Source organism: Nitrosospira sp. CT, assembly GCF_059489795.1.
Window position 1 is genome coordinate 41,687 of the sequence record NZ_JCAHZJ010000039.1, and the last position, 23,274, is coordinate 64,960.

The 23,274-nt window shown below is 52.9% G+C and carries 17 protein-coding genes; 8 read left to right on the plus strand and 9 right to left on the minus strand.

All coding sequences use genetic code 11. The annotated features are described in order from the left end of the window. Positions 1 to 191: 191 nt before the first annotated feature. On the minus strand, positions 192 to 1,529 hold the full coding sequence (locus AC52W5_RS06650; RefSeq protein ID WP_495670432.1) for a site-specific DNA-methyltransferase: 1,338 nt from the start codon (positions 1,527 to 1,529) through the stop codon (positions 192 to 194). A 79-nt stretch (positions 1,530 to 1,608) separates the two neighbouring features. On the opposite strand from AC52W5_RS06650, the gene AC52W5_RS06655 reads away from it, so the two are divergent. Together AC52W5_RS06655 and AC52W5_RS06660 are read left to right on the plus strand one after the other, a co-directional pair. Beyond that, a complete protein-coding gene (locus tag AC52W5_RS06655) occupies positions 1,609 to 2,517 on the plus strand; it encodes a DNA adenine methylase (RefSeq protein ID WP_495670433.1) in 909 nt (302 codons plus the stop codon). A gap of 299 nt (positions 2,518 to 2,816) precedes the next feature. Next, positions 2,817 to 3,872: an HNH endonuclease gene (locus tag AC52W5_RS06660; protein WP_495670434.1), complete on the plus strand. Its 1,056-nt coding sequence runs from the start codon at positions 2,817 to 2,819 to the stop codon at positions 3,870 to 3,872. A 161-nt stretch (positions 3,873 to 4,033) separates the two neighbouring features. Here the strand turns inward: AC52W5_RS06660 and metG are convergent, their stop codons facing one another. Then, positions 4,034 to 6,220 carry a methionine--tRNA ligase gene (metG, locus tag AC52W5_RS06665; protein WP_495670435.1) on the minus strand — a complete coding sequence of 729 codons (2,187 nt, stop codon included), beginning with the start codon at positions 6,218 to 6,220 and terminating at the stop codon, positions 4,034 to 4,036. A gap of 332 nt (positions 6,221 to 6,552) precedes the next feature. Here metG and apbC point away from each other — a divergent pair, with 332 nt between their 5' ends. The 3 genes from apbC to AC52W5_RS06680 all read left to right on the plus strand — a co-directional run bounded on the left by apbC (position 6,553) and on the right by AC52W5_RS06680 (position 9,822). Beyond that, positions 6,553 to 7,641 (plus strand): iron-sulfur cluster carrier protein ApbC, encoded by a 1,089-nt coding sequence (gene apbC, locus AC52W5_RS06670; RefSeq protein ID WP_495670436.1) that lies wholly within the window; start codon positions 6,553 to 6,555, stop codon positions 7,639 to 7,641. A gap of 115 nt (positions 7,642 to 7,756) precedes the next feature. Continuing rightward, the gene (gene dcd, locus AC52W5_RS06675; protein WP_074973256.1) at positions 7,757 to 8,326 is read left to right on the plus strand and encodes a dCTP deaminase; all 570 of its coding nucleotides are present in this window, start codon (positions 7,757 to 7,759) and stop codon (positions 8,324 to 8,326) included. Positions 8,327 to 8,646: 320 nt separating this feature from the next. After that, positions 8,647 to 9,822: a type III PLP-dependent enzyme gene (locus AC52W5_RS06680; protein WP_074973127.1), complete on the plus strand. Its 1,176-nt coding sequence runs from the start codon at positions 8,647 to 8,649 to the stop codon at positions 9,820 to 9,822. Positions 9,823 to 9,998: 176 nt separating this feature from the next. On the opposite strand, the gene AC52W5_RS06685 is transcribed toward AC52W5_RS06680, so the two are convergent. Both AC52W5_RS06685 and AC52W5_RS06690 read right to left on the minus strand, forming a co-directional pair. Beyond that, a complete protein-coding gene (locus AC52W5_RS06685) occupies positions 9,999 to 10,553 on the minus strand; it encodes a dihydrofolate reductase (protein WP_495670437.1) in 555 nt (184 codons plus the stop codon). Then, entirely contained in the window at positions 10,550 to 11,344 is a 795-nt protein-coding gene (locus AC52W5_RS06690; protein WP_495670438.1) for a thymidylate synthase, read from the minus strand. Before AC52W5_RS06690 ends, AC52W5_RS06685 begins: the two co-directional genes overlap by 4 nt. 140 nt (positions 11,345 to 11,484) lie before the next feature. On the opposite strand from AC52W5_RS06690, the gene AC52W5_RS06695 reads away from it, so the two are divergent. After that, positions 11,485 to 12,969 (plus strand): M17 family metallopeptidase, encoded by a 1,485-nt coding sequence (locus tag AC52W5_RS06695; RefSeq protein WP_495670439.1) that lies wholly within the window; start codon positions 11,485 to 11,487, stop codon positions 12,967 to 12,969. A gap of 202 nt (positions 12,970 to 13,171) precedes the next feature. Then, a complete protein-coding gene (locus AC52W5_RS06700) occupies positions 13,172 to 14,266 on the plus strand; it encodes an ADP-ribosylglycohydrolase family protein (RefSeq protein ID WP_495670440.1) in 1,095 nt (364 codons plus the stop codon). 78 nt (positions 14,267 to 14,344) lie between these two features. Here AC52W5_RS06700 and AC52W5_RS06705 read toward each other — a convergent pair whose 3' ends face one another. Then, the gene (locus AC52W5_RS06705) at positions 14,345 to 15,346 is read right to left on the minus strand and encodes a zinc-dependent alcohol dehydrogenase family protein (RefSeq protein ID WP_495670441.1); all 1,002 of its coding nucleotides are present in this window, start codon (positions 15,344 to 15,346) and stop codon (positions 14,345 to 14,347) included. Between the two features lie 152 nt (positions 15,347 to 15,498). Here AC52W5_RS06705 and aroC point away from each other — a divergent pair, with 152 nt between their 5' ends. Continuing rightward, positions 15,499 to 16,680 carry a chorismate synthase gene (gene aroC / locus AC52W5_RS06710; protein WP_495670442.1) on the plus strand — a complete coding sequence of 394 codons (1,182 nt, stop codon included), beginning with the start codon at positions 15,499 to 15,501 and terminating at the stop codon, positions 16,678 to 16,680. Between the two features lie 97 nt (positions 16,681 to 16,777). Here the strand turns inward: aroC and AC52W5_RS06715 are convergent, their stop codons facing one another. From AC52W5_RS06715 to AC52W5_RS06730, 4 genes are all read right to left on the minus strand, one after another. Further along, a complete protein-coding gene (locus AC52W5_RS06715) occupies positions 16,778 to 19,705 on the minus strand; it encodes a bifunctional diguanylate cyclase/phosphodiesterase (protein ID WP_495670443.1) in 2,928 nt (975 codons plus the stop codon). 2 nt (positions 19,706 to 19,707) lie between these two features. Next, positions 19,708 to 20,889 (minus strand): porin family protein, encoded by a 1,182-nt coding sequence (locus tag AC52W5_RS06720; protein ID WP_495670444.1) that lies wholly within the window; start codon positions 20,887 to 20,889, stop codon positions 19,708 to 19,710. A 46-nt stretch (positions 20,890 to 20,935) separates the two neighbouring features. Continuing rightward, entirely contained in the window at positions 20,936 to 21,385 is a 450-nt protein-coding gene (locus AC52W5_RS06725) for a hypothetical protein (RefSeq protein WP_495670445.1), read from the minus strand. Between the two features lie 141 nt (positions 21,386 to 21,526). Beyond that, positions 21,527 to 22,315: a PEP-CTERM/exosortase system-associated acyltransferase gene (locus tag AC52W5_RS06730; protein ID WP_495670446.1), complete on the minus strand. Its 789-nt coding sequence runs from the start codon at positions 22,313 to 22,315 to the stop codon at positions 21,527 to 21,529. Positions 22,316 to 23,274 lie beyond the last annotated feature (959 nt).

Consider the following 23,274-nt stretch of genomic DNA (forward strand, 5'->3'; position numbering starts at 1 on the left):
CAAAAACTAAGGCAAATCATCTGCAGATGAACGAGCCTTATGACCCTCGACATAGCCTTTGACAGGACTCTTTTGCTGCCCTAGCTTTAGACTAAGCGAGCTGTACGGCGTCGTGTAAGCACCATGCCCCTGAGACAAGAACGTAAGCTACCTCCTTCCTCTTCCAGAAGAAGAAGTGGCTTTCCTCGTTATCAGGCTGCGACCGAACGCTTTTCTTTGGGAAACAACAGAGCTCGAATTTCCTCTAGCGTTGCAAGACGCTGTTTGAGAGCTTCTGGCCGGAACTTCCTTGTTAGCGTCCCTAATCGTGGTGATACATGGACGATCTCGAAGTCGCCCCCACCGACCCAGTTTGTGGTCTCGGTGACACCCCCCGGGTCGTTGCCGTCAACTACCCGTTGCAACCTCGGCAGTAAAAAATCAAGGACAGTCTGTGTACTACGCTCGGCGACCACCCATCGGCGACGCATCTTATGTGCGACTGCAGCGGTCGTTCCGCTGCCGCCGAATATATCGACCACTAGTTCGTCCGGATTGGTTGCAATGTGAATGATCCGCTCCAGTAGTGATTCAGGCTTGGGGGTGTCGAACACTTCATTCTGTGGGAACATCGTCATCAGGTGTCGCTTTGCGTCGTCATTAGTTCCCGTGTCTGTCGCGCCCCACACCGTGAACGGCACGAGTCCTCTGAGCTGATGTGCGAACAGCTTCAAGCGTGGTGAACCATCCCCGCCTTTAGGAAACCAAATTCGATCGTCGGCAAGCAAGCCGAGATAGGTTTGTTCGGTAGCATACCAAGAGCGGCCACGTGGGGGACGAAGCATTTGCCCGGTCGGCGTAACGATATCGTACTGTTGTGCTTTGCGATAGCCGGGCGCGGTGAAGGGCGCATCGGCCCAAGGTCCACGCGGGTCATCGTCGCGGTTCTGCAACTGAGTATCGTCTTTGACTAGCAGATTCCGCGAGGTCTTCCACTTCTTTGGGCCGCTTGGGGCATACACCAAAATTGTGTCGTGGTTTGACGAGAAGGCTGCGCGGGAATCGCGGGTTGTCTTCTTTTGCCACACAACTGAGGCAACAAATGCACCCTCACCGAAGACTTCATCCATCACGACACGAGCACGGTGTACTTCGCTATCGTCAAGGTGTACCCAAATGCTCGCATCCTCTGCGAGAAGCGGGCGCAGCGTCGCGAGACGGTCACGCATCATGCTTAGCCACATCGACCGTTGCATGGTGTCGTTGTACTGACGTAAATTCACCCGAGTGTTGAACGGCGGGTCAATGTACACGAGGCGAATCCCACCATCCAGGACGGTCGTTTGTGCCGTTAGTGCCTCAAGAACGTCCAAACCATCGCCGATAGCAAGCACATTTGTTTGGGCGTTCAGCGGATGTGTGGTGAGCGGTTCAAATTTGAGTGGCTTAAGCAATCGGTGATCAGTCGGTTGTACCCACTCGTAGCTCGTCTCCCCCGATGCTTTTAACAGTAGATCTTTGTTCGGCCAAATGAGTTGAATGTTAGACATATGAACCCCGAGGCTGGGAAAGTCACGAACAACGTTGTATTATGCGCTACTGGCATGTAAATTGAAAGAGTAAAAGATCATGACGCTGGCCGCTTTGGACATGCCCCCGGACGCACAGTATGCGACTACGACTGATCCGAAGCCAATCAAGCCTTTCATTAGGTGGGCAGGTGGCAAGTCGCGACTGCTCCCCCGCATCCTTCCGCACGTACCCGTTAGCATCAAAAACTACTATGAGCCATTTCTTGGTGGGGGAGCCGTCTTCCTCGCTTGCGCTACCCGCGTATCCGGCCACTCGCATCTTGCAGATCTCAATGAACACCTTGTCGCAGCTTGGGTTGCGATAAGAGACCGCCAATTGGAACTTCGACCATTGTTGGACTGGTACTTGAAAAACGACTCGAAGGAGTTCTACTACGAAGTCCGCTCAACTACAACACCCTCTTGCTCAGTGGAGAAGGCTGCGCGCTTTCTCTACTTGAATGGGGTTTCCTGGAATCACCTGTGGCGGGAAAACTCTCGAACCGGAGCCATGAATGTGCCTTGGGGAAACCGTCGTTTCAAGGCCATTGATGACATCACTATGAAGTCCATCGGTGATATCTTGGCCAGAGCAGATATTGTTGCCGCTGACTTCCGTGTAGTACTTGACAGCGCTACGCGGGGAGATTTCGTCTACCTCGATCCACCGTACTTGCCTGTATTCACACGCCCGGACGTCGAGAAAGAACCTACCGCGAAATTCAACAAATACACGGCGAAGACTTTTGAGATGTCAGATCTTATTGAGCTTGCAGAAACATGTGCTGAGCTGTCTCGGCGAGGTGTACGATGGGTGATGTCCAATCGTGACACTGTATCGGTTCGCTCCCTTTTTCCGGAGGCCGAAATCATCCGGTTTACGGCCCACCGCTCGTTAGCTGCACAGAGTCGACGGGAGGTTGAGGCACACCAGTCACCAGAAGCGCTCATCATCGGGAGAGTCTGATGGTCGCGCAACCTGTCGAATGGGTACTTGTTATCTATTATGGTCCGTCAGCACATCGCGCGACCTACGGGCGGTTAGACAACACAAAGTATACGAAGGACTACATTCAGCTTTCGAGGAAAACGGAGTTCCTTGATGCCGTGACGCGTCTCTTCCCTGTGACTGTGGGCGAAGAGGGATCCGTACCCCTTACATATAAGTGGCCAGCAGGAACGACGCCTGGCACACTCGTCTTCAACTCGGCGGATCGCCCACACCTTAAATGGGAAACCAGCCTAGGTGCCCCAAAAGCGTGGAAGATGTCGCTCTCTCCGAGCGATGCTGCGGCGGAGACAATTCCGGGCGACCCTACACACACCGACTTCGACGCAGCTGAGAATGAATTGGTAATGCTTGCAAGCCGTGGTGCCGGCCAGCCCTACTTGATGGCAATCAAACTCCACGATGAGCCGACAACATTGCATCTGCGCGCATACTTGCGCGGACCAAGCGCCGCATATGCTTGGGCCGATCTTAGCATCGTGCCACTCCCTATTCAGGAACTTGCTGCCAAAACATCGCAGAGTTCAGCACTTGCATGGGAAACCTTCGCCAGCGGAGGCTCAGTACCCAGTGCTGTAGTCAAGCACGCCCTTTCAAGGCTAGAGTCTTCAGATACCCCTGCTGCTGTGCTAGATAATCTAGACGCCGACCTAGGTCGCGGACTCGCTGCCTATCTTCGCCGTCCCGGATACGGGCTGTTTTTCGATCCCTCCCAGAATCACAATGCGTGGATACTGCCTGCGCCTCTCTCGGAAAGATTGGCAACATCTGTTAGCGTGTTTCTCGATACGCTCGACACACTGTACCCTGCAATGGCACAAGGGGATGCTGCGGCGGAAGCCGCCGAGCCTGATTCCAACGAAGTCGAAGCGTTTCGGGAACAGATTGAGGATAAGAACTATAGCGTTGCTGACTCAAGCGCAACGATCAAGACGCGCGGGAGCGCACAGAGAGCGTTCGCCAATGCGGTCAAATCCAATTACGGATGCCGGTGTGCAATTACCGGGATTGAGACCAAAGACTTTCTTGTTGCCTCGCACATAGTCCCGTGGAGCGAAGACCAGAGCATTCGGCTCGATCCTTCCAACGGGATCTGCCTCTCACTACTTATGGACCGCGCATTTGAGAAGGGGCACCTACTGATCGAGGACGACCTCACGATCCGAATTGACTGGGTGAAAGTTGGAAATGACTTGGTGCTTCGAAGCCAGTTTGAGCCGTACGACGGACAAAAGTTGATGCGGCCAAAGACGGGGGCCCCGCAACCTGAATACCTTCAGCGACGTCGAGCGCTTGCCGCTTCGGCTAGCTAGCTGACTTCCCATTGCGTCGATCCTTTCTTTGGTTTGCCTTTTCACCCTTTAGGGAACCGCGGAACAAATCCTCCCACCTTAGTCGACTTCGCTTTGATCAGGCAGCCGAAGAACCTAGAGGATAGCTTCGCTAAGTCTATCAGGTCCAGGAATCCATCTTGTTATTTCACCTTCATCCCGGGACGTGCGCCTTCGTCGGGAGAAAGCAGATAAGGGCCGTCACCGTCTCCCGCGGCCAGCACCATTCCCTCGGATATGCCGAACTTCATCTTGCGCGGCGCGAGGTTGGCAACCATGACCGTCAGGCGTCCCTTGAGTTGCGCGGGATCATAGGCTGATTTTATGCCTGCAAATACTGTTCGCTGTTCCGAAGCGATATCCAGGGTGAGCTTGAGCAGCTTGTCGGCACCCGCCACATGCTCCGCATCGAGGATTTTTGCGATCCTGAGATCGACTTTGCCGAAATCCTCAATGGAGATGGTCGACGCGTCGGCCTGGTTTGCTTCTCCTGTTTTTGCAGGTGCAGGCGGGGTGGAAGAATTTTTTTCCATGGTTTCTACAGCCTGTGCAGCCTGCTGTGACTTTGCAGGCGCCAGGCTTTCCTTGTTTGCATTGATAAGCATTTCGATCTGTTTCGGATCGATCCGGGTCATCAGGTGCTCGTAATCGTTGATCCGATGTCCCTCCGGCAATAATCTGTGTTGCGAATTCGCATCCTTCCATGTAAGAGGATCCAATCCAAGGAACTGCTCCGCTTCCATCGCAAGCTTCGGCAGCACGGGTTTCAGGTACACCGTCAGCATCCGGAACATATTCAGCGCGACGCTGCATACTTCATGCAGTTCCCTGTCATTCCTGCTGTCTTTCGCCAATACCCAGGGTTTCATCCGATCCACATATTGGTTGGCCACATCCGCCGCCGACATGATTTCCTTGATCGCTTTGCTGAACTCCCTGCGCTCATAGAAATTTGCAATGGACATATGACGGCCGAGGAAGGTATCTCCCTCCCCCAGTTCGCAAAAAAGAAACTGGTTGAACCATTTCCGGCTCGTTTCCGAAATGTTGTGCGTAAGCTTGCCGTCAAATTTTTTGATGATGAACCCTGCGCATCGGCTGGCGATGTTGACATATTTCCCCACCAGATCGCTATTCACGCGCGCGACAAAATCCTCGAAGTTGAGATCGATATCCTCCATGCTGTCGTTGAGTTTGGCAGCGTAGTAATAACGCAACCATTCCGGATTCAGACCTTGCTTCAGATAGCTCTCGGCGGTGATGAAAGTCCCTCGGGATTTGGACATTTTCTGGCCGTTGACGGTGAGAAACCCGTGAGCATAAATCTGAGTAGGGGTGCGATATCCCGAGAATTCCAGCATCGCCGGCCAGAACAGGGCGTGAAAGTAGAGAATATCCTTCCCTATGAAATGCACCATTTCCGTATTGCCGCCAGGACGCAGGAATTCGTCGATCTCGGCCTGGGTTCGCTGGTTCTGCTTGAAGTAATTCTTGAAACTGCCGAAATAGCCGACTGGCGCATCCAGCCACACATAGAAAAATTTCTTTCCGCCGGTATGTGGAATAGGGAAGCCAAAATAAGGCGCATCACGCGAAATATCCCAATCTACGAGGCCGGCTGAAAGCCACTCGTTCATTTTATTGGCAGCTTCAGGTTGAAGTCGGGGCCTCGTTTCCAAAGCAATGCCAGACTGAGCCGGAATCAATTCAAATATCCAGTTTTTGAGGAAAGTTTCGCAACGTATATCCGAAAGCTTGAAAAAGTAGTGATTCGAAGCGCGGCGCTCCGGCTTGGCGCCCGAGACGGCAGAGTAGGGATCGATGAGGTCAGTGGGCGAATAAGTGGCGCCGCAAATCTCACAGGAATCTCCATACTGGTCGCCGGCATGACATTTCGGGCATTCGCCCTTGATATACCGATCCGGCAGAAACATCTGCTTGACCGGATCATAAAACTGTTCCACTGAGCGTTTGGCAATCAGATCTCTTGCCCTGAGCTGGCGGTAGATATCTTCGCAAAATGCCTGATTCTCGGGCGAATCAGTAGTGTAATAGTGGTCGAAACCAATATGGAAGCCATCGAAATCCGCCTTATGCTCGTGCCATACGCGGTCTATCAGTTGCCGTGGAGTGATGCCTTCCTGTTCTGCGCGAAGCATGATCGGCGTGCCATGCGCGTCATCCGCGCAAACATAATGCACCTCGTGCTCCTGCATTTTCTGGAAACGAACCCAGATGTCAGTCTGTATATACTCCACCAGATGGCCGAGATGGATGCTGCCGTTAGCATAGGGCAGGGCCGAGGTGACGAGGATTTTCCGTTTGTTCATCAAGCGATTAAGAAAGGGATTCGAAAAGATACAAAATGACAATTGTAACAAACTGTGAGGCTTGCGGTCTCTGGGGCTGACGAAAAGGATTTCTCAGTGTCCTGATTCATTTCTGTTTACCTTTCACCAGCGGCCCTTGACAGATTGTTCCGAGAACCGCCCGGCTGATAAGATGAATTGAGTGAACCGGGTAAATGGCGTTCGAGAGTGGAGCGGCAATTTCCTCTCTGGAGAGGGGCGAGTACTTCATCCTCATCGGCAAGAGTTCGCGAACCTTGGATATTTGTTAATATTCGAGTCATCAGTGGGCCCAGATCAAAGGAGTTTAAAAAATGGCTATCACAGAACAGCAGATATTGGCCGCACTCGGGGAAATTACCGATCTCACCACGGGCAAGGATTATGTAAGCACCAACGAGGCGCGCAATGTCGTCATCGAGGGCAATAATGTATCGCTGGATATTGTGCTCGGTTATCCGGCAAGAAGCGTGATGGCGAATATTCGCGCCCAGGTGATCGAGAAGCTCAAAGCCATTCCCGGAGTTGGCAACGTAAATGCGAATGTCTCAAGCAGGATCGTTTCCCACGCGGTGCAGGGCGGCGTAAAACTCATTCCCGGGGTCAAGAATATCATTGCTGTGGCCTCGGGCAAGGGTGGGGTAGGCAAGTCTGCCACGGCAGTCAATCTTGCGCTGGCGCTGGCTGCCGAAGGCGCTTCTGTCGGGATACTGGATGCGGATATCTATGGTCCCTCGCAACCGCAAATGCTGGGCATTACGGGCAGGCCCGATTCTCCCGATGGCAAGACCATCGAACCGATGAGGGCACATGGCATTCAGGCCATGTCCATCGGGCTTCTGATCGATGCGGAAACGCCGATGGTATGGCGCGGCCCCATGGTTACCCAGGCACTGCAGCAATTGCTGACCGATACCCGGTGGGAAGAGGTGGATTATCTCATTGTGGACATGCCGCCGGGAACGGGCGATATCCAGTTGACACTTGCGCAGAAGGTGCCGGTGACGGCAGCCGTCATTGTTACGACGCCTCAGGACATTGCGTTGCTCGATGCGCGCAAGGGTTTGAGGATGTTCCAGAAGGTAGGGATTCCCATAATTGGCATCATCGAAAATATGAGCACGCACATTTGTTCAAACTGCGGGCACGAGGAGCATATTTTTGGCGCAGGCGGCGCGGAAAAAATGTGCAGGGATTATGATGTGGAATTGTTGGGGGCGCTGCCCCTCGATATAAAAATTCGCGAACATACCGATTCCGGCAGTCCGACAGTTGTTGCAGAGCCTGACGGGCGAATAGCGGAAATTTATCGCAGTATCGCACGGCGCCTCGCCGTGAAGATCGACGAGCTGTCACTGGACCATTCCGCGCTGTTCGCCAGGATCGTGGTTGAGGATACCTGATCCCCCGAAACGGAAGGATTGGCATCTGGAAGGGGAGCGGGATTGTCTTGCTTGCCTGCCTGCTCTCCGGTTTTCCGCCTGTACATTCTATTCACCTCGCATTCCTTCTTTCAACATGACAATCAAGTCGGATAAGTGGATTCGCCGCATGGCGATGGAGCACGGCATGATCGAACCGTTCGAGCCGAACCAGGTCAAGCATGCTCCTGACGGGCATAAGATCGTTTCATACGGCACTTCGAGTTATGGGTACGACATTCGCTGCTCGGATGAATTCAAGTTGTTCACCAATATCAACTCCGCCATCGTGGATCCCAAAAATTTCGATTCCAACTCCTTTATTGACGTGAAAAGCAACGTCTGTCTTATTCCGCCTAATTCCTTTGCGCTTGCGCGCACGGTTGAATACTTTCGCATCCCGAGAAATGTGCTGACCATTTGCCTCGGAAAATCCACTTATGCCCGTTGCGGCATTATCGTCAACGTCACCCCCTTCGAGCCGGAATGGGAAGGCTTCGTTACACTGGAGTTTTCCAATACCACGCCTCTTCCCGCAAAGATTTACGCAAACGAGGGTGTGGCCCAGGTAATCTTTTTCGAATCCGACGAGGTCTGCGAAACCTCTTACAAGGACAGGGGAGGGAAATACCAGGGCCAGTATGGAGTTACACTGCCAAAAATCTGAACGTCATACGTTCTTCTCTTTGCGAAAATTGCTCACCTCGCTTACTTACGCAAGCTTCGGGCAGCGGGACTGAACACCTAAATATTAATGAGCATTACCCTGTTCCGGGGGCGGAACTTTGGGCTGAGCAATGGGTCTTTTCCTCATTCAAAAAAATGCTTGATTCCAGCGGAATCAAGTCTATAATCCGCATTTTTTTTACGTCATTAAATGGAACGACAGGAGGTCATCATGACAAGCAAAGCAAACTATTTCATCACGGCTGATCTGGTAAATATCCATACTCCCGTAACGTAGCGCCTCCAAAAGGAAGGACGATCATGCAAATGCGCAATACCGCTCTACGGCAAACCGTAGAAGCAGAAGAAATATTCGACACCCACCCCGAAGTCAGCCTGGATTTTGAACATGTTCAGGCAGCCCTCAAAAAGGGCTACAGCAAGCCATTTCTGCTGGTTGACAGTAATATCATCCGCAACAAAGCCCGAAGATTCAAAGCCGCCATGCCGCGTGTGCAGCCGCACTATGCGGTCAAGGCCAATCCTGATCCGCGCGTGTTGAAAACGCTGATCGAGGAAGGCGTTGGATTTGAAATTGCCTCCATTTCAGAGCTTGACCTCCTGCTCAGCCTGGATGTGCCTCCTGCGGATATTTATTACAGTAATCCGATGAAGTCGCGCGCGTACCTGGAATACGCCGCAGCCAAAGGCGTGGAGTGGTATGTGCTGGATAGTGTCGAGGAGTTGCGCAAGATCGTCAGCGTGAAGCCGGACGCGAAACTATATTTGCGGATAGATACGCCCAACATCGGGAGTGACTGGCCGCTCGCCGGCAAGTTCGGCACGCATATAGCCGAGATCAAGGAAATCATTGACGAAGCGGCCCACCTCAAGGCTGATCTGGCCGGAGTTACCTTTCACGTCGGTTCGCAATGCCGCAATCCGCAGAACTGGCGGGTCGGCATCGAACGCGCAATCAAGGTATTCGCCGACATGCGCCAGGCGGGACTGTCACCGCGTTTGCTTAATATCGGCGGCGGCTACCCGGTGCGGCATGTGAAGCCCATTCCATCGATAGAAGTTATCGGTGAAGTCGTGAACGAAGCGATTGCTAACCTGCCGGAGAACATTCGCATCATGGCTGAGCCCGGGCGCTACCTCGTCTCGGATGCAGCCTATTTTGTCTGCCGCGTAGTAGGGACGGCAACCCGCAACGGCAAACGCTGGATGTATTGGGATGCAGGCGTCTTTGGCGGCGTAATCGAGGTCACGGAGGGCTTGCGGTATGAAATTCTTTCCGATCGCACGGGATCGAACATCCCCTGGTCTGTAGCGGGGCCAACCTGCGATTCAGTCGATATCCTGATGCGGGATGAAATGCTGCCGGAGGATATTGAGGAAGGTGATTTCATTTATATCCCCAATGCCGGCGCTTATACGACAGCCTACGCCAGCAACTTCAACGGTTTTCCTTTGCCAGAGGTTGTCGTCCTGTAATTCAATGAAATCAGGATCCCAGCCTGCCAGCCGATTCTGGACAGACCGGTTCCAGAACGATCAGGCAGCGCGACCGGACAATAATAATAAAGAATAATAAAAAAGGCGGGTCACAGTTATCTGTGGCCCGCCACTTTTTTTGCAGGAACGCTGGTCAGGAATCAGAGTTCCGGGATTCAGAGTTGCTGAGCGCCTTGTTCCTGTTGACCTGCCTTGCGATCAAGTGTGGTAAAATGGTACTCCAACCCATTCTCATCCACGTGCTCTTCGCGGGAGACCTCCCGCCAATCATTCCTGTCAAATTCCGGAAAATACGCGTCACCTTCGAAATCCCTATGGATTTCGGTCATGTATATGCGATCACATAGCGGTAGCATCTGCTGGAATATGTCAGCACCCCCGATGACGAAACATTCATTCACTTGATCGAGGTGCTCTCCTTCTCCGCTTTTGGTCTGGCTGCAGGTGGTGAGCGCTTCTCCTATGGATCTGACCACCAGTGCGCCCGGAACTTCATAATCCGGTTGTCTCGTGATAATGATGCTGGTGCGACCGGGAAGAAGCCTGCCGATGGATTCATGCGTCTTGCGTCCCATGATGATGGGATGCCCCATCGTAAGCTCCTTGAAATGCTTGAGGTCGTGCGGCAGTCGCCAGGGGATTGCATTGTTATTACCGATTGCGCGATTTCGCGCCATCGCCACCAGAACGGAGAGTCGAGGCGTTGTCATACTGCAATGGGCGCCCTGATTGACGGATGAGGATCGTACCCTTCCAGGGTGAAATCCTCGTACCGGAAGTCGAAAACATTCCTGATTGCCGGGTTCAATCTCATCATAGGCAGTTTTTTCGGCGGCCGCCCTAATTGCTCGCGTGCCTGTTCCAGGTGGTTGAGGTAAAGATGCGCATCGCCAAGGGTATGGATGAATTCACCTGCCCGTAAATCGCAGCTCTGCGCCAGCATGAGCGTAAGCAGAGCGTACGAGGCAATGTTGAACGGAACACCCAGGAAGATATCAGCGCTGCGCTGGTAAAGCTGGCAGGAAAGCCTGTCATCCGCCACATAGAACTGAAACAGCGCGTGGCACGGAGCCAGCTTCATTTCCTGCAGTTCCCCCACATTCCAGGATGATACGAGCATGCGACGGGAATCGGGCGTTTTCCTGATCTGCTCGACCACCTGCTTGATCTGATCGATATGGCCTCCCTTCCCGTCCGGCCATGAGCGCCACTGGCGACCGTATATCGGCCCCAGATCACCATTCTCATCCGCCCATTCATCCCAGATAGAGACACCGTTTTTCTTGAGATACTTTATATTGGTATCACCTTTCAGAAACCAGAGCAGTTCGTAAATGATTGATTTAAGATGCAGTTTCTTTGTCGTCAGCAGGGGAAAACCTTCCGACAAGTTGAAGCGCATCTGGTAGCCGAAAACAGAAAGCGTGCCGGTACCCGTGCGGTCGGATTTTTTTTGCCCGTGTTCCAGAACGTGCTGCATGAGATCGAGGTACTGGCGCATCGAAGCCGTGAACGTCAGCGAATGGAAGTTAGTAAAAAGAAGCGTCCCGCGTATAATGGACGAGGCTACATTCTAGCAAATAAACAGGCCTTCTTTTTCGTAAACCGTCTTTCCTTCCATTTCGATTAAGCTCGCTCATTATGCTCGCGACACTCACCCAGAAAAATGCTCCCCTCGCATCCCATGACGACGCAGGCAAAGCCACTCATATCCTGGTGGTATTGCCAGCGCGGACCGAACCATCGGATGAGCTCGATTTTTTTGGAAAAGATTTGCTGAGCATCTTGTTGTCGCGGCGCAAAATGAAGGCGGAAGAGATCAAAGAGACGCCGGTTTCAGCCAATCTCGCGAGTGGCGCGTTATGCGCATGGGTGAGGATCGATCCGATCAAATCCGTGTTCGAGCAGCAAGTATCGATGCGCAAAGCCTTGCAGTTGTTGCTGGAAGAAAACCCTTCCGAAATAAGCGTTATCGTTTATGGCGACTCCGACGAAAGGCGAATGGCGGCGCAACTGGCACTCTACGCAGCATGGATCAACGGTTCATTACTGCCCTCGCGCAAAACCGGCAAAAAGGAGGAGAACTGCCGTGGGCTCGAACGAATCGTGCTGCACGGGCACGAGGAAGCGGATAATTTTGCCTTGCTGAAAGCCACGGCGGAAGGAAATCTGCTTACACGCGAGCTTACGGTGTTGCCGCCCAATGAGTTGACGCCGGGACTCTACCGCAAGCGCATCCAGGAACTGGCGACAAGGGAAGGTTGGGATTATCAGGACTTCGATGTCAAAGCGCTGCGCGAGATGGGCGCAGGTGCTTTTGTCGCGGTTGCCCAGGGGAGCGATCCCGAAGACGCAGCCATAGTGCACGTGCGGCGGCGGATGAAAAAAGTGGACAAGACAGCCGCCCTGGTGGGCAAGGGTATCTGCTTCGATACTGGAGGGCATAACCTGAAACCGGCACGTTACATGCATGGCATGCACGAGGACATGAACGGCTCCGCTGTTGCCCTGGGCATACTGTTGGCTGCAACCCGCGCTGACCTCTCCGTGAATATCGATTGCTGGCTCGCCATCGCACAGAACCATATCAGTCCGCATGCCTACAAGCAGAATGATGTCATCAGGACGCTCAATGGAACTACTGTAGAGATCGTCCATACGGATGCCGAAGGACGAATGGTGCTCGCGGACACCCTGACGATGGCAGCGAGAGAGAAGCCCGATATGATGATGGATTTTGCAACGCTGACAGGAAGCATGCACGTGGCGCTGGGATCGCGCTACAGCGGCATTTTCAGCAATCGCGAAGAGTTGATGCAGAAGGCGCTGGCAGCAGGCAGGGTAACAGGCGAACGGGTCTGGGGATTTCCCCTCGATGCCGATTATGATGTGGAACTGGAAAGCAAGATTGCTGACGTCAGGCAGTGCACTCTGGAGAGCGAAGCGGATCACATTCTCGCCGCCAGATTTCTCAATCGCTTCGTGGATGACGTTCCCTGGCTGCACATGGACCTTTCCGCGAGCAATCACAAGGAAGGGCTGGGCGCGGTGGGAGGGCCGGTGACCGGGTTTGGTGTGGCGTGGGGTGTGGAGATGCTCAGGGTCCTGTTTTCAGGCTCCCTTTAACCTTTAACAGGTGGATACAGATCATATCCTGTTCCCGCTTATCGAAATTGTTCGGATACATGCCCCTTTCTGATTGAGCGGGTTTGCAAGCTTTCATGCAATCAGTGTAACAAAACAGTTCTTTCGCCTGCTGTTACGCTTCACGATTCGAAGCTGAAACTTTTGTATCGCAAGCATTTCCTGCGAAAAGGAGGATCAGAACATGTTCGACCCTGTCATACAGAACCGCGCTGCCGGCGCCATCATGGGCGCTTTTATCGGGGATGCCCTGGGCCTCGGTCCTCACTGGTACTACGACCTGGCAGTGCTCCGCCGCGACTACGGCGACTGGATCACGACTTATACCGATCCCAAGCCCGGCCGCTACCATAGTGATCTCAAGGCAGGCCAGCTGTCCCAGACCGGTATCATTCTCCGGCTCATGCTGCGCTCGCTCGTCGAGCGCGGCGGCTATGACGAAGCGGATTTCTGCCAGCGGATGGATGAGGAAATATTCCCATTTCTTAACGGTATGCCTGTGAACGGTCCTGGCGGATATACCCAGCAGTCGATTCGCGATGCCTGGCGCAAGCGGGTCCAGCAAAACCTGCCATGGGGGCAAACGGGAGGTCAGGCCGATACTACTGAAGCGATAGGGCGCACGCTGGCCCTGGCGGTCCGTTACGCCTTTCAGCCGCAAGAGATGGCAGCCGTTATCTCCAGCAATACCCGTCTTACCCAGATCGACGGGACTGTGGTTACCTTGACTGTCGCGTACGGGTCGGTGCTGAGTCTTTTGGTGCAGGGACACCAGCTCAACAGGAGTCTTTCCGGCAAGCTCATGCGATTGGCAAGGGCGGGAACATTGCCTTTCCATACGATGGCACATACTGACTTGCAGCCGCCTCAAGAAGACCTTCCGTGCGAAAGTGGATATTCTGTCTCTCCGGATGCCCTGCTCACGCCCTCATATATAGCAGCAGCTGCGCTAGACCCGGATATCCGGATAGAACCGGCATGGAAAGTCTCCATCGTTTATGGCATGACCTGCGCCATTTATCATCAGCTTCCCGCGGCCTATCATCTCACTGCCCGTTTTCCGAATGATTTCGAATCAGCTGTGCTCCACGCAGTGAATGGCGGCGGCGAAAATGAGGCGCGGGCCGCTTTGACCGGTGCTCTCGTTGGAGCCCAGGTCGGCTTGTCGGGGATACCCCGGCGCTTCCTCGATGGTCTGGATGAAGGCGAAGCACTCCAGCGACTTGCGATGGATCTGGGATCGAAAGCGGGGGCTTCAATCGGTGAGGGAAAAAGCTGAAAACCAGGAGGAACCCGGGAATCCAGGATTCTTCTTGAAAACCCAAGCTCGGCAGGAATGCCTGGAAGAATGAAACCGCTAGGCAATCTTCAGCACTATCTTGCCCAGAGTATGTCCCGCTTCGATCAAACGATGCGCTTCGGCGGCTTCTGTCAGAGGCAGCGTGCGGCTGACGTGAATCTTGAGGATGCCTTGTTCGAGCAGCCTCGCACCTTGTTCAAGTATGCTGGTTTGGACTACACGCGCGGGATGTAAACCGAAATAAAGGGGAGCGGTCATTTGCACGTAGCCGATGCTCAGGTTGCGCAGCCGGGCAGTATTGAGTTGCTTTGCATCACAGGCCGTTGAAAGCAGCGACACTATCCTGCCATACAGCCGGATGGCGGAGAAGGATTTGCAGAACGTCTCTCCACCGACAGTATCCAGAGCGAGGTTCACGCCCAGCCCTTTCGTCCATTCGAGCGCAGTGTCCACAAAGTCATTTCGGCGATAATCGATTGCAAGCTCGGCCCCCAGGGATTGCACGAAGGCGGCCTTTCCCTCGCTCGAAATTGTCGTGGCAACCCGCGCTTTCAGGTATCGGGCAAGCTGGATGGCAATATGGCCTACGCCGCCCGCACCCGCATGAATCAGCGCAGTCTGGCCCTCCTTGAGATTGCCGCGCTTTATCAGTGCTTCCCATACGGTAATCAGAGCCAACGGAACGGCGGCTGCTTCCACCATTGACAGATTCCTGGGTTTCAATGCCAGATAATCTTCATGCACGACCGCGTATTCCGCATAGTTTCCAGGTGCGCCGCCCAGGCCGTTATTGAAAAAGAAGACTTCATCGCCTGTGCGCACACGAGTCACTGAACTGCCAACGGCTTCAACCACGCCTGCCCCATCACATCCGAGGATAGACGGAAGCCTGTCCGGGTAATACATATTGGCCTTGCGCACCTTGGTATCGATCGGGTTTACGCCTGCCGCGTGCAACTTCACCCGCACATCGAGCGGACCAGCAAGATCGGGCATGGGAACATCGGCAGGTGTCAATACCTCTGGTGCGCCCGGAGCATTCATCAGGATGGCTTTCATGATTTCCCTTTATTCTTCTTTCTGGATTGCTGATCGATAATACGCGGCCGATCCTCCGGCTACTGGTGGAACAGGAATGAAAGGCGTACCGGAGGACGGTAAGCTATGGGGATATGTTAAACTTCGAGCCTTGATTTAGCTAGAAAAGTGAAATGTCCGGGAATACTTTTGGCAAACTGTTTTGCGTGACGTCTTTCGGGGAATCCCATGGCCCTGCCATAGGGTGCGTAGTGGATGGTTGTCCCCCCGGAATGGAGCTGTCCGCTGAGGATATTCAGCAGGATCTGGACCGGCGCAAGCCCGGTACCTCCCGTTACGTGACCCAGCGGCGCGAGTCGGACACTGTAGAAATTCTCTCAGGTGTGTTCGAGGGGAAAACTACGGGTACTCCCATTGCGCTGTTGATTCGCAATGAAGACCAGCGCAGCAAGGACTACAGCAAAATCATGGACACCTTCCGCCCCGGGCACGCGGACTATGTCTATTGGCAAAAATACGGCATACGCGATTACCGGGGTGGGGGGCGTTCATCCGCACGCGAAACTGCTGTACGAGTGGCGGCCGCGGCCATAGCAAAAAAATGGCTGCGTGCAAAATATGGAGTGGTAGTACGAGGTCACATGGCGCAACTGGGACCTGTCGGGATTCCATTCAAACAATGGGAAGCGGTGGGTGAGAACCCTTTTTTTTCGGCTGACCCGGACATTGTGCCAAGCCTGGAAGAATTCATGGACAAGCTGCGAAAATCAGGCGACTCGGTGGGGGCCAGGATTCGTGTCGTTGCCGAAGGTGTGCCCGTCGGTTGGGGCGAGCCTGTGTATGACCGGCTGGATGCTGAAATCGCCCATGCCATGATGAGCATCAACGCGGTTAAAGGGGTCGAAATCGGAGCCGGATTTGCTGCTGTGAGTCAGAAAGGAACCGAGCACTCCGACGAAATCAGTCCAGAGGGGTTCCTCAGCAACAACTCAGGGGGCATATTGGGCGGTATTTCGACGGGACAGGATATCGTGGTGAACATCGCCGTCAAGCCCACTTCAAGCATACGCCTGCCGCAACGCTCAGTAGACAAGGCGGGCAATCCGGTAATGGTGGAAACTCACGGCAGGCATGATCCTTGTGTCGGTATCCGGGCCACACCCATCGCGGAAGCAATGCTCGCACTGGTACTGATGGACCATGCGTTGCGCCATAGGGCACAAAATGCGGATGTTGCGTGCACAACTCCAAAAATTCCCGGAGAGATTGACCATAGGGAAGGCCGGGAAGAAAGCCCATCAGATAGAGACCTAAAAGTGGAGCTAACTGAGAATCCCGAGCCGGACGAAGCGTGAAAGACGCATGGTGCTCTCAATAGACCAGGGAGCCGGTGGATTCGGGATCAATGACCTGCTTCTTCAATACGTTTCCCGGCATGCCAGCATGAGTTCGTCACATCTTCGCGAAATCGCTGAACGATGTGTCATAAGCGGGAGAGGGTGTTCCAATCAAGAATCCCTGGGCATAGTCGATCTGCATTTTCTCAAGGATTGAAAAAGTCGCTGCATTTTCCACGAACTCCGCTGTTGTCTTCTTTCCGAATCCTCTTGCCACATCGCACAAAGCCTGCACCAGTATTTGGTCATCGGGGCTGTCCGCCAGATTTCGTATGAATGAGCCATCGATCTTTACAACATCGATCGGCAGTTGCCGGATGTAATAGAAGGAGGAGAAACCGACTCCGAAATCATCCAGCGTGAAACTGCAGCCCAGCTTCTTGATCATCTCCATGAGTTCCCGTGCCGCGGGCAAATCCTCGAGTGCCGCTGTCTCGGTTATTTCAAACATGAAATTCGAGGGATCCGCGCCATACTCGACAAATGCATCTTTCAGTATCGGCAGCAGTTCCGGATCGTGAAATGCATGCGCCGACAAGTTTATGGAAAAACGGATGCACTGACCGGCACGCTGTATTTCAGCCGATTGCGCAATCGATTTACGTAAAACCATGTGGTCAATAGCATGGATAAGTCCGGTCTGTTCTGCGGCGGGGATGAAAAACTGGGGCGCGAGAATGGTTCCATCATTGTCGAGCATGCGCAGCAGCACCTCGTAATGATCGATAGTCCTGCGCCGAATATGCATGATGGGCTGAAAATAGAATAGGAAACGTTCGTGTGAAAGGGCATACTCAATCTTCTCCTTCCAATAGACGAGTGTGTACATGCGTTCACGTGTTTTCTCTTCGTCGGAAAACAAATGCCATCCTCCTCGTCCGGCTTCCTTTGCCTGATACATGGCGAGATCGGCCGCGGCCAGGAGGTCGTGGACATTGCTGCCATGTTCCGGAAAAAGCGCGATACCGACACTGGCTGATGCTTTATGAGTGCGACCATTTATCGTAATCTTTCCCTGATTCAGGCTCGCAAGCGTATTTTTTGCCACTTCTATCGCCCCTTCAGCCGTGGTTTGGGGCAAAATTACTGCGAATTCATCGCCTCCCAGGCGTCCGAGTATGTCGACGCTGCGAATGTTGCCAAGCAGCAGGCGCGCCACCATTTTAAGTAAGGCATCCCCTGCCTGATGCCCGCTGGTATCGTTGATGTACTTGAACTGGTCAAGGTCGAAAAAGAGTAAGGCTCCGGAATACCCGTAGCGCGCGGCAAGATTCAGCATCTGTTCCAGCTCTTCCTGGAAGCGGCGGCGATTGAAAAGATCCGTGAGCGGATCATGATCCGCCAGCCAGGCAAGACGCCCTTCAGCACGCTTGTGTTCCGTCATGTCGAGGCCCACCGATAACATTGCGGGGTCATCCTCGGTGTGCCGGGTCAGGCGTGAATGCAGCCACAGAATATTACGAATGGAAGCATCCTTGCATACGATATTCGCTTCGTGCCGAAGCTGATCCCTTCGCTGGCACCGCACCTCTTCCAGATGAACGGGAAGATCGTGCAGATTCCCGTCGAGCGCCAGAAGATGGAGAAAGGACGTTCCCTGCAGCTCTTTTTCAGTATACTGAATAAGCGTTTCTCCATAGGCATTGAGTGTGAGAATCTCACCATCCGCCTTTTGCGTGATTACGATCACTTGCGCAATGTCCAGCAGATTGTTGATGAAATCCCTCTCCTTGCTTAGCTCGTGCATCTTGCTCGCCAGTATATTGGTTCTGTCCGCCACCTGATCCTCGAGCTTCTCCAGTTGATGCGACAGGGCCACCGCTGTTTCATCGAGCAGGTCAATCTCATCTTTCACCCATCGTTTCTGGCCGGCGGAGCGAAGCTCCAGGCGGAAATTCTTGAAACTGCTGCGAGCCAGAAGAGGGAGAGTAAAAACGATGTGCTTGAGCCGCGACAGCGGCTTGGTGAGAATGATGAATAACAGTATTTCAGAGAGTACGAGCCCGGCCAGGCCAATTATCATGTTTTGCTGTGTCGAGCTGTGAATGGTACGGATCGTGGAGGTGATGTCAGTTACAACCATGAAGTGAGCATCGTCTTCCGAGACCGCCATTCTCTCCAGAAACAGCGGCTTTATCTGCAGGTGTCTATCCTGCCACGAAACCAGGATGCCCTCCTCGAGGCTTCCCAGGTCCGGATAATTCGCTGCGACGTCATCTAGAACAGTAATGTTCATTTCCCTGCTGTGTGCAGCAATCGTGACATTCCAGTTTGCAATTTTTACCTTGCTGCTTTCGGGCAAATCGCCTTTTTCGCTCACCAGCAAGGCGATATCAGCGCCCGAGATATCCTTGAAACCCAGGATCACATCGATCAGGGGGGTCCCAATGACGATCACCCCCACATTGTTACCCTCCACGAGCAGGGGCGTCACGGCAAATTGCATGCAGCTGCTGGGGCAACTGAGGTGGCTTATCGGCTTTTCCTGCGCATTCACCTCGTGTACCCAAGCGGACATCAATGCGTCATGAGTAACAGGCTGGGAAGTTCCCCAACTTGCCAGTTGCTGATTTGAGCTGTCGTAAAAACGCAGTAATTCGATACCCTTGTGGAGCTGCAAAGGTGTCCAATAGGGATCAAATGCCTGAGTGACGTATTCTTTGTTACCTGAGAGCAGGCTTTTATCCATTCCTTCCAGGAAAGGAATCAATCCTGCGAGTTGATGCAAATTTATCGAAACCTGGTCAATCAGTCCTTCAACTTCCTTGGCATAACGCTGGTGCTGCGCGTTTCTCTGGCTCTCGAAGTCATCCATCAGGCTCAGATAGGTAATTCCCGTGAACGAAGCCACGATGGCAATCAGTATGAGGCTGCTCAGCAGCAGAACTTTCCACTTCAGCCCCAGAAATTTCTGGGGCTTTTCAGGTGCTATCGCTCCATTTCTTTGCATAGCCTGATTATGAAAATACTTATCCTGCAGCATGTCTAGAACCGGTAGGAGCCGAGGATGGAAAACAGATTCCAATGCGGCGACAGGTCTCCCGAGGTAGGGTTATCGAGAGTCGAAAGCCAAGCTGTCCCATTCACGCGGTGATACTCGGCACGCAACATGAACTCAGGTGTGACATTCCAGCGCAGCCCTACGGTAATGTCTTTAGCATACCGCCGATGCGGATCGCCGCCTGTAGCTGCCGCCCATTTTTTTCCGCTGCGGTCATCGCTGTCCGTATGCAGGACATCGTAACGAGCGATTGCTTCCCATTCCGGCGTGATTCGATAAACTCCCTGAAAATAATAACTTTCGCCAAGGAAATCCAGATTGAGGGGCGCCACACCAAAATTTTTATATTCAAAATGGCGAAGCGCGTATTCCGAAGTGAAACTCCAGCGTTCTGCGTTATATTGCGCGGAGAAAATGAGAGGTGTAAAGCGAATCGAGCCCGCGCGAAGTGAGTCGCCGCTCGCGGGATCATAATTTATGTTCACATGCGCTCCGCTGAAAGCAAAACGAAGCCGGCCTTCGTCGAGCTCATAGGTTGCGCGCCCAATGTACGATATCTCCGGGACAAGGTGGCCCAGCATCTCATGTCCCAGCAACGCAACTTCAGTTTCTGAGCCTCTGACCAGAGGACGGCCAAATCCACCTTCTACCAAAAGATTCCCGATATCCGAACGGTGTTCACCGTACAGGTATCCCCCGTCAGCTGCAATCGCTAGCTTACGGGTGCGGTCGAAGTAGATGGACTGCGGTAAAAGTATGCTCGGCCGTGTGAAGGGAACGTCGCGCGTGTCATTGTAAAAGCCGAGCGGATTCTTCATCCTGCCGAGGCGTATTCCTATCTTGCTGTTTTCTTCCGATAGAAACGCATAGTCAATGAATCCGTAATCGAGCCGGATGTTGCCCGGGCTCCCTTTTCCCGCAGTGCGGGAAAGCATCTGAGCCGAAAACTGGAGGTTGGGCCTGGGCCTCATGGAAGCATTCAGTCCCAGTTCCCTGAAGTCAAAACTTCCGCTATCGGAACTGCTTTTCCCGAAAACGTTATTGTTATTTGTGCTCTTGAGCCAACTCTGGCTGGCAAAGCCATGTATTTGCAGGTTGTTCGGCAGGTTCTGAGGAATCGGCAGTTTCTGCGCGTAAGCCACACAATTCCAAAGGACGGCAGACATTACGACGAGCCGGGCAACATCTCGCGTCAAACAGCGGCGAATGTGGTTACTTGACGTGCAGAACATTGACAGTGCTATCCATTCTGGATCGGGTTAAATAGCCAATTGCTCCGGGTGTGCTACCGACTTTTGCAAGCATTTCCTCTAGAGAAGCGACCGTTTCCGGCGCCTGTCCCGTGCCCGAGAACACCAGCCGGTCCCATGCTGCGCGGAGTTGATAGGGAAAAACATTCAGTTTTTCCTTGGAGAACGCGATGTGCAGGAGGGCATCATCCGGAAGCACGAACACATGAATGGGGCTGCCGTCCGGCCAAGTGTGCAGGCGCATGCCGAAGATGGCGCGCAAGGCGTTTTTGGAGAGGGTTTTTTCGCTGACGCCGGAGTTAGTGACGATCTCGTAAGGCTCGACTGCCCACGTTTTACCCGCCATGAATAAAAGGCCGAGTAGCAGGCATATAGACGAAATCAGATGACTGATTTTTATTTTAATTGTCACAATTTTTTATCTGCCCCGTAGACATTACCTTGTGGAGCGTCACGGGGAGTGCTCAGGTCAGCTTGAGTCGTTGGCCGCTCGGAATGAAAACAGGTAATCGTGAAGCCAGTTCTGTCGGATATCGCGCAATTTGTGCGATTGTTATTTTTTAATATCGGCAAGAAGAGCAGAAACAGATGTTGGAGCGGGAGCAAGCGTGGGACTTCCTGGAATGACTTTGCCGTAATCAGTAACAAGCTCCCAAATCGCCCTATGATCTTTATACATCCTCTCCAGCATAACAGCCGCACAGAGGTGATAGGGCCGCCGCTGGCCATGATGCTGGATCAATGGGCCGATAGGATCGTGCTGGAGTCCGTAGAGGCTTAACAGCCTGTTCAAGGCAGGGTCCATGATCGATAGCCAATGGGTTATGTGGTGAACAGCGGACATCCGTATGAGGCCAACAACAAGCGCAAGAACGGGATGAGGGAAACGGCGCACCTTTTTTATATTGCTGTCTTCAGCAGTTATCGCATTTTCTAGCCCTCCGTTGTCGCCTGTGCGACGCCGGAATCGCCGCGCAATGAGCAAGCGTGATACTTCGGCGGTATGTTGCCGAGGTAAGCGATTAATATTAAAAAATGGATCAAGTTGCGCGTGCTGTTCGATAGGAAATCGTTTTTCGGGAGTCAGCGGGTCCGGGAGTATCAGGCGAGCCGTCCCGACAAAATCGCCGGAAGGACGATGTTGAAGAAGAATGTGGGAGGAGTGGACATCGTAATCGTCATGTTCGTACCCATCAGGATAGCGTGATGCTTCAAACCCAGGCAAGCGCTGCTCGATACAGAGTACCTGGTAACGAAGGCGAAATACATCTCGCAACAACTCCGGAGTGTCGGCGTCGATAACTTCGAAATATTCGTTAAAGGCGGCCACGATGTCGTTCATCTGGATGAGCTCAGATAACCGTAATTCAAGTCGGAAGAACTTAAAATCGCGCGGAAAACAGGTGACAGATTCTCCCCCAAATATCCTTTTCGATATATTTTCCCCTTACTGGATCTCTTGCTGGAGGGGATGACGTCAGATAGCAGGATGCTGGGAATACGGTTACGGAACATAATGGAACACGTCCTATTTCTTGAACACAGTTCTTTAACGACAGGAATCCCTTCCCCTTTATCCATCGAATCATCAAGAAAGGAACCTCTTGGTACCCTTTTCCAAGGATTGAAAAGGTTATCTTTAGGTTCGTCGGATCGACCCATGGGTAGCAATATGCGTGTGAGGGAAGCAGGTTTGCCATCTGTTATTCTTGATTGCCCAATGTGTCTGAACGGTTTATATCGGTACACGCCTTATGAGACAACGGATCGCGGCGCATGAATAGCTGTAAAATTTTACAGCTAGATATTAGCTGGTAATGTCGTAGCTAAAATGGCCGCAGAGCCTAAGCGTAACAGAAGGAAAAAATGGGCGGGTAGGGGTAATTCCGGAGTGCGATGCGCTGTCCTGCCATACTGAGAAAAGCAGCGCTTCCTGTGCCATTTGGGCCGGCACGGTCAGTACAGGTGGGATCAGCGGGAGTGTTTTGATTGGTGCCCAGAAGAGGACAATTACACGCTTATCCCATGCGGCTTTTCAAGAATTTTGGGGCTTTTTTGGTGCCGCCTCTTGAGCTACTTATAAAAGAAAATCTTGGCCAAGGCAGATTATTGTAGTACCTCCTCCAATCAACGTCAAAAAAATGGCCGATGATCGGGCCACCTTATTGATCTCTTCAAGAGTCACGTCTTTTTCTTCCTTGGAAGATACCATTTGCTGCTATATAATTTTTGGATAACAACATCTTCCAGGCGAATATGTTGCGCAGATTTTCTATCGCTGTTACGTGAAACAACCTGACT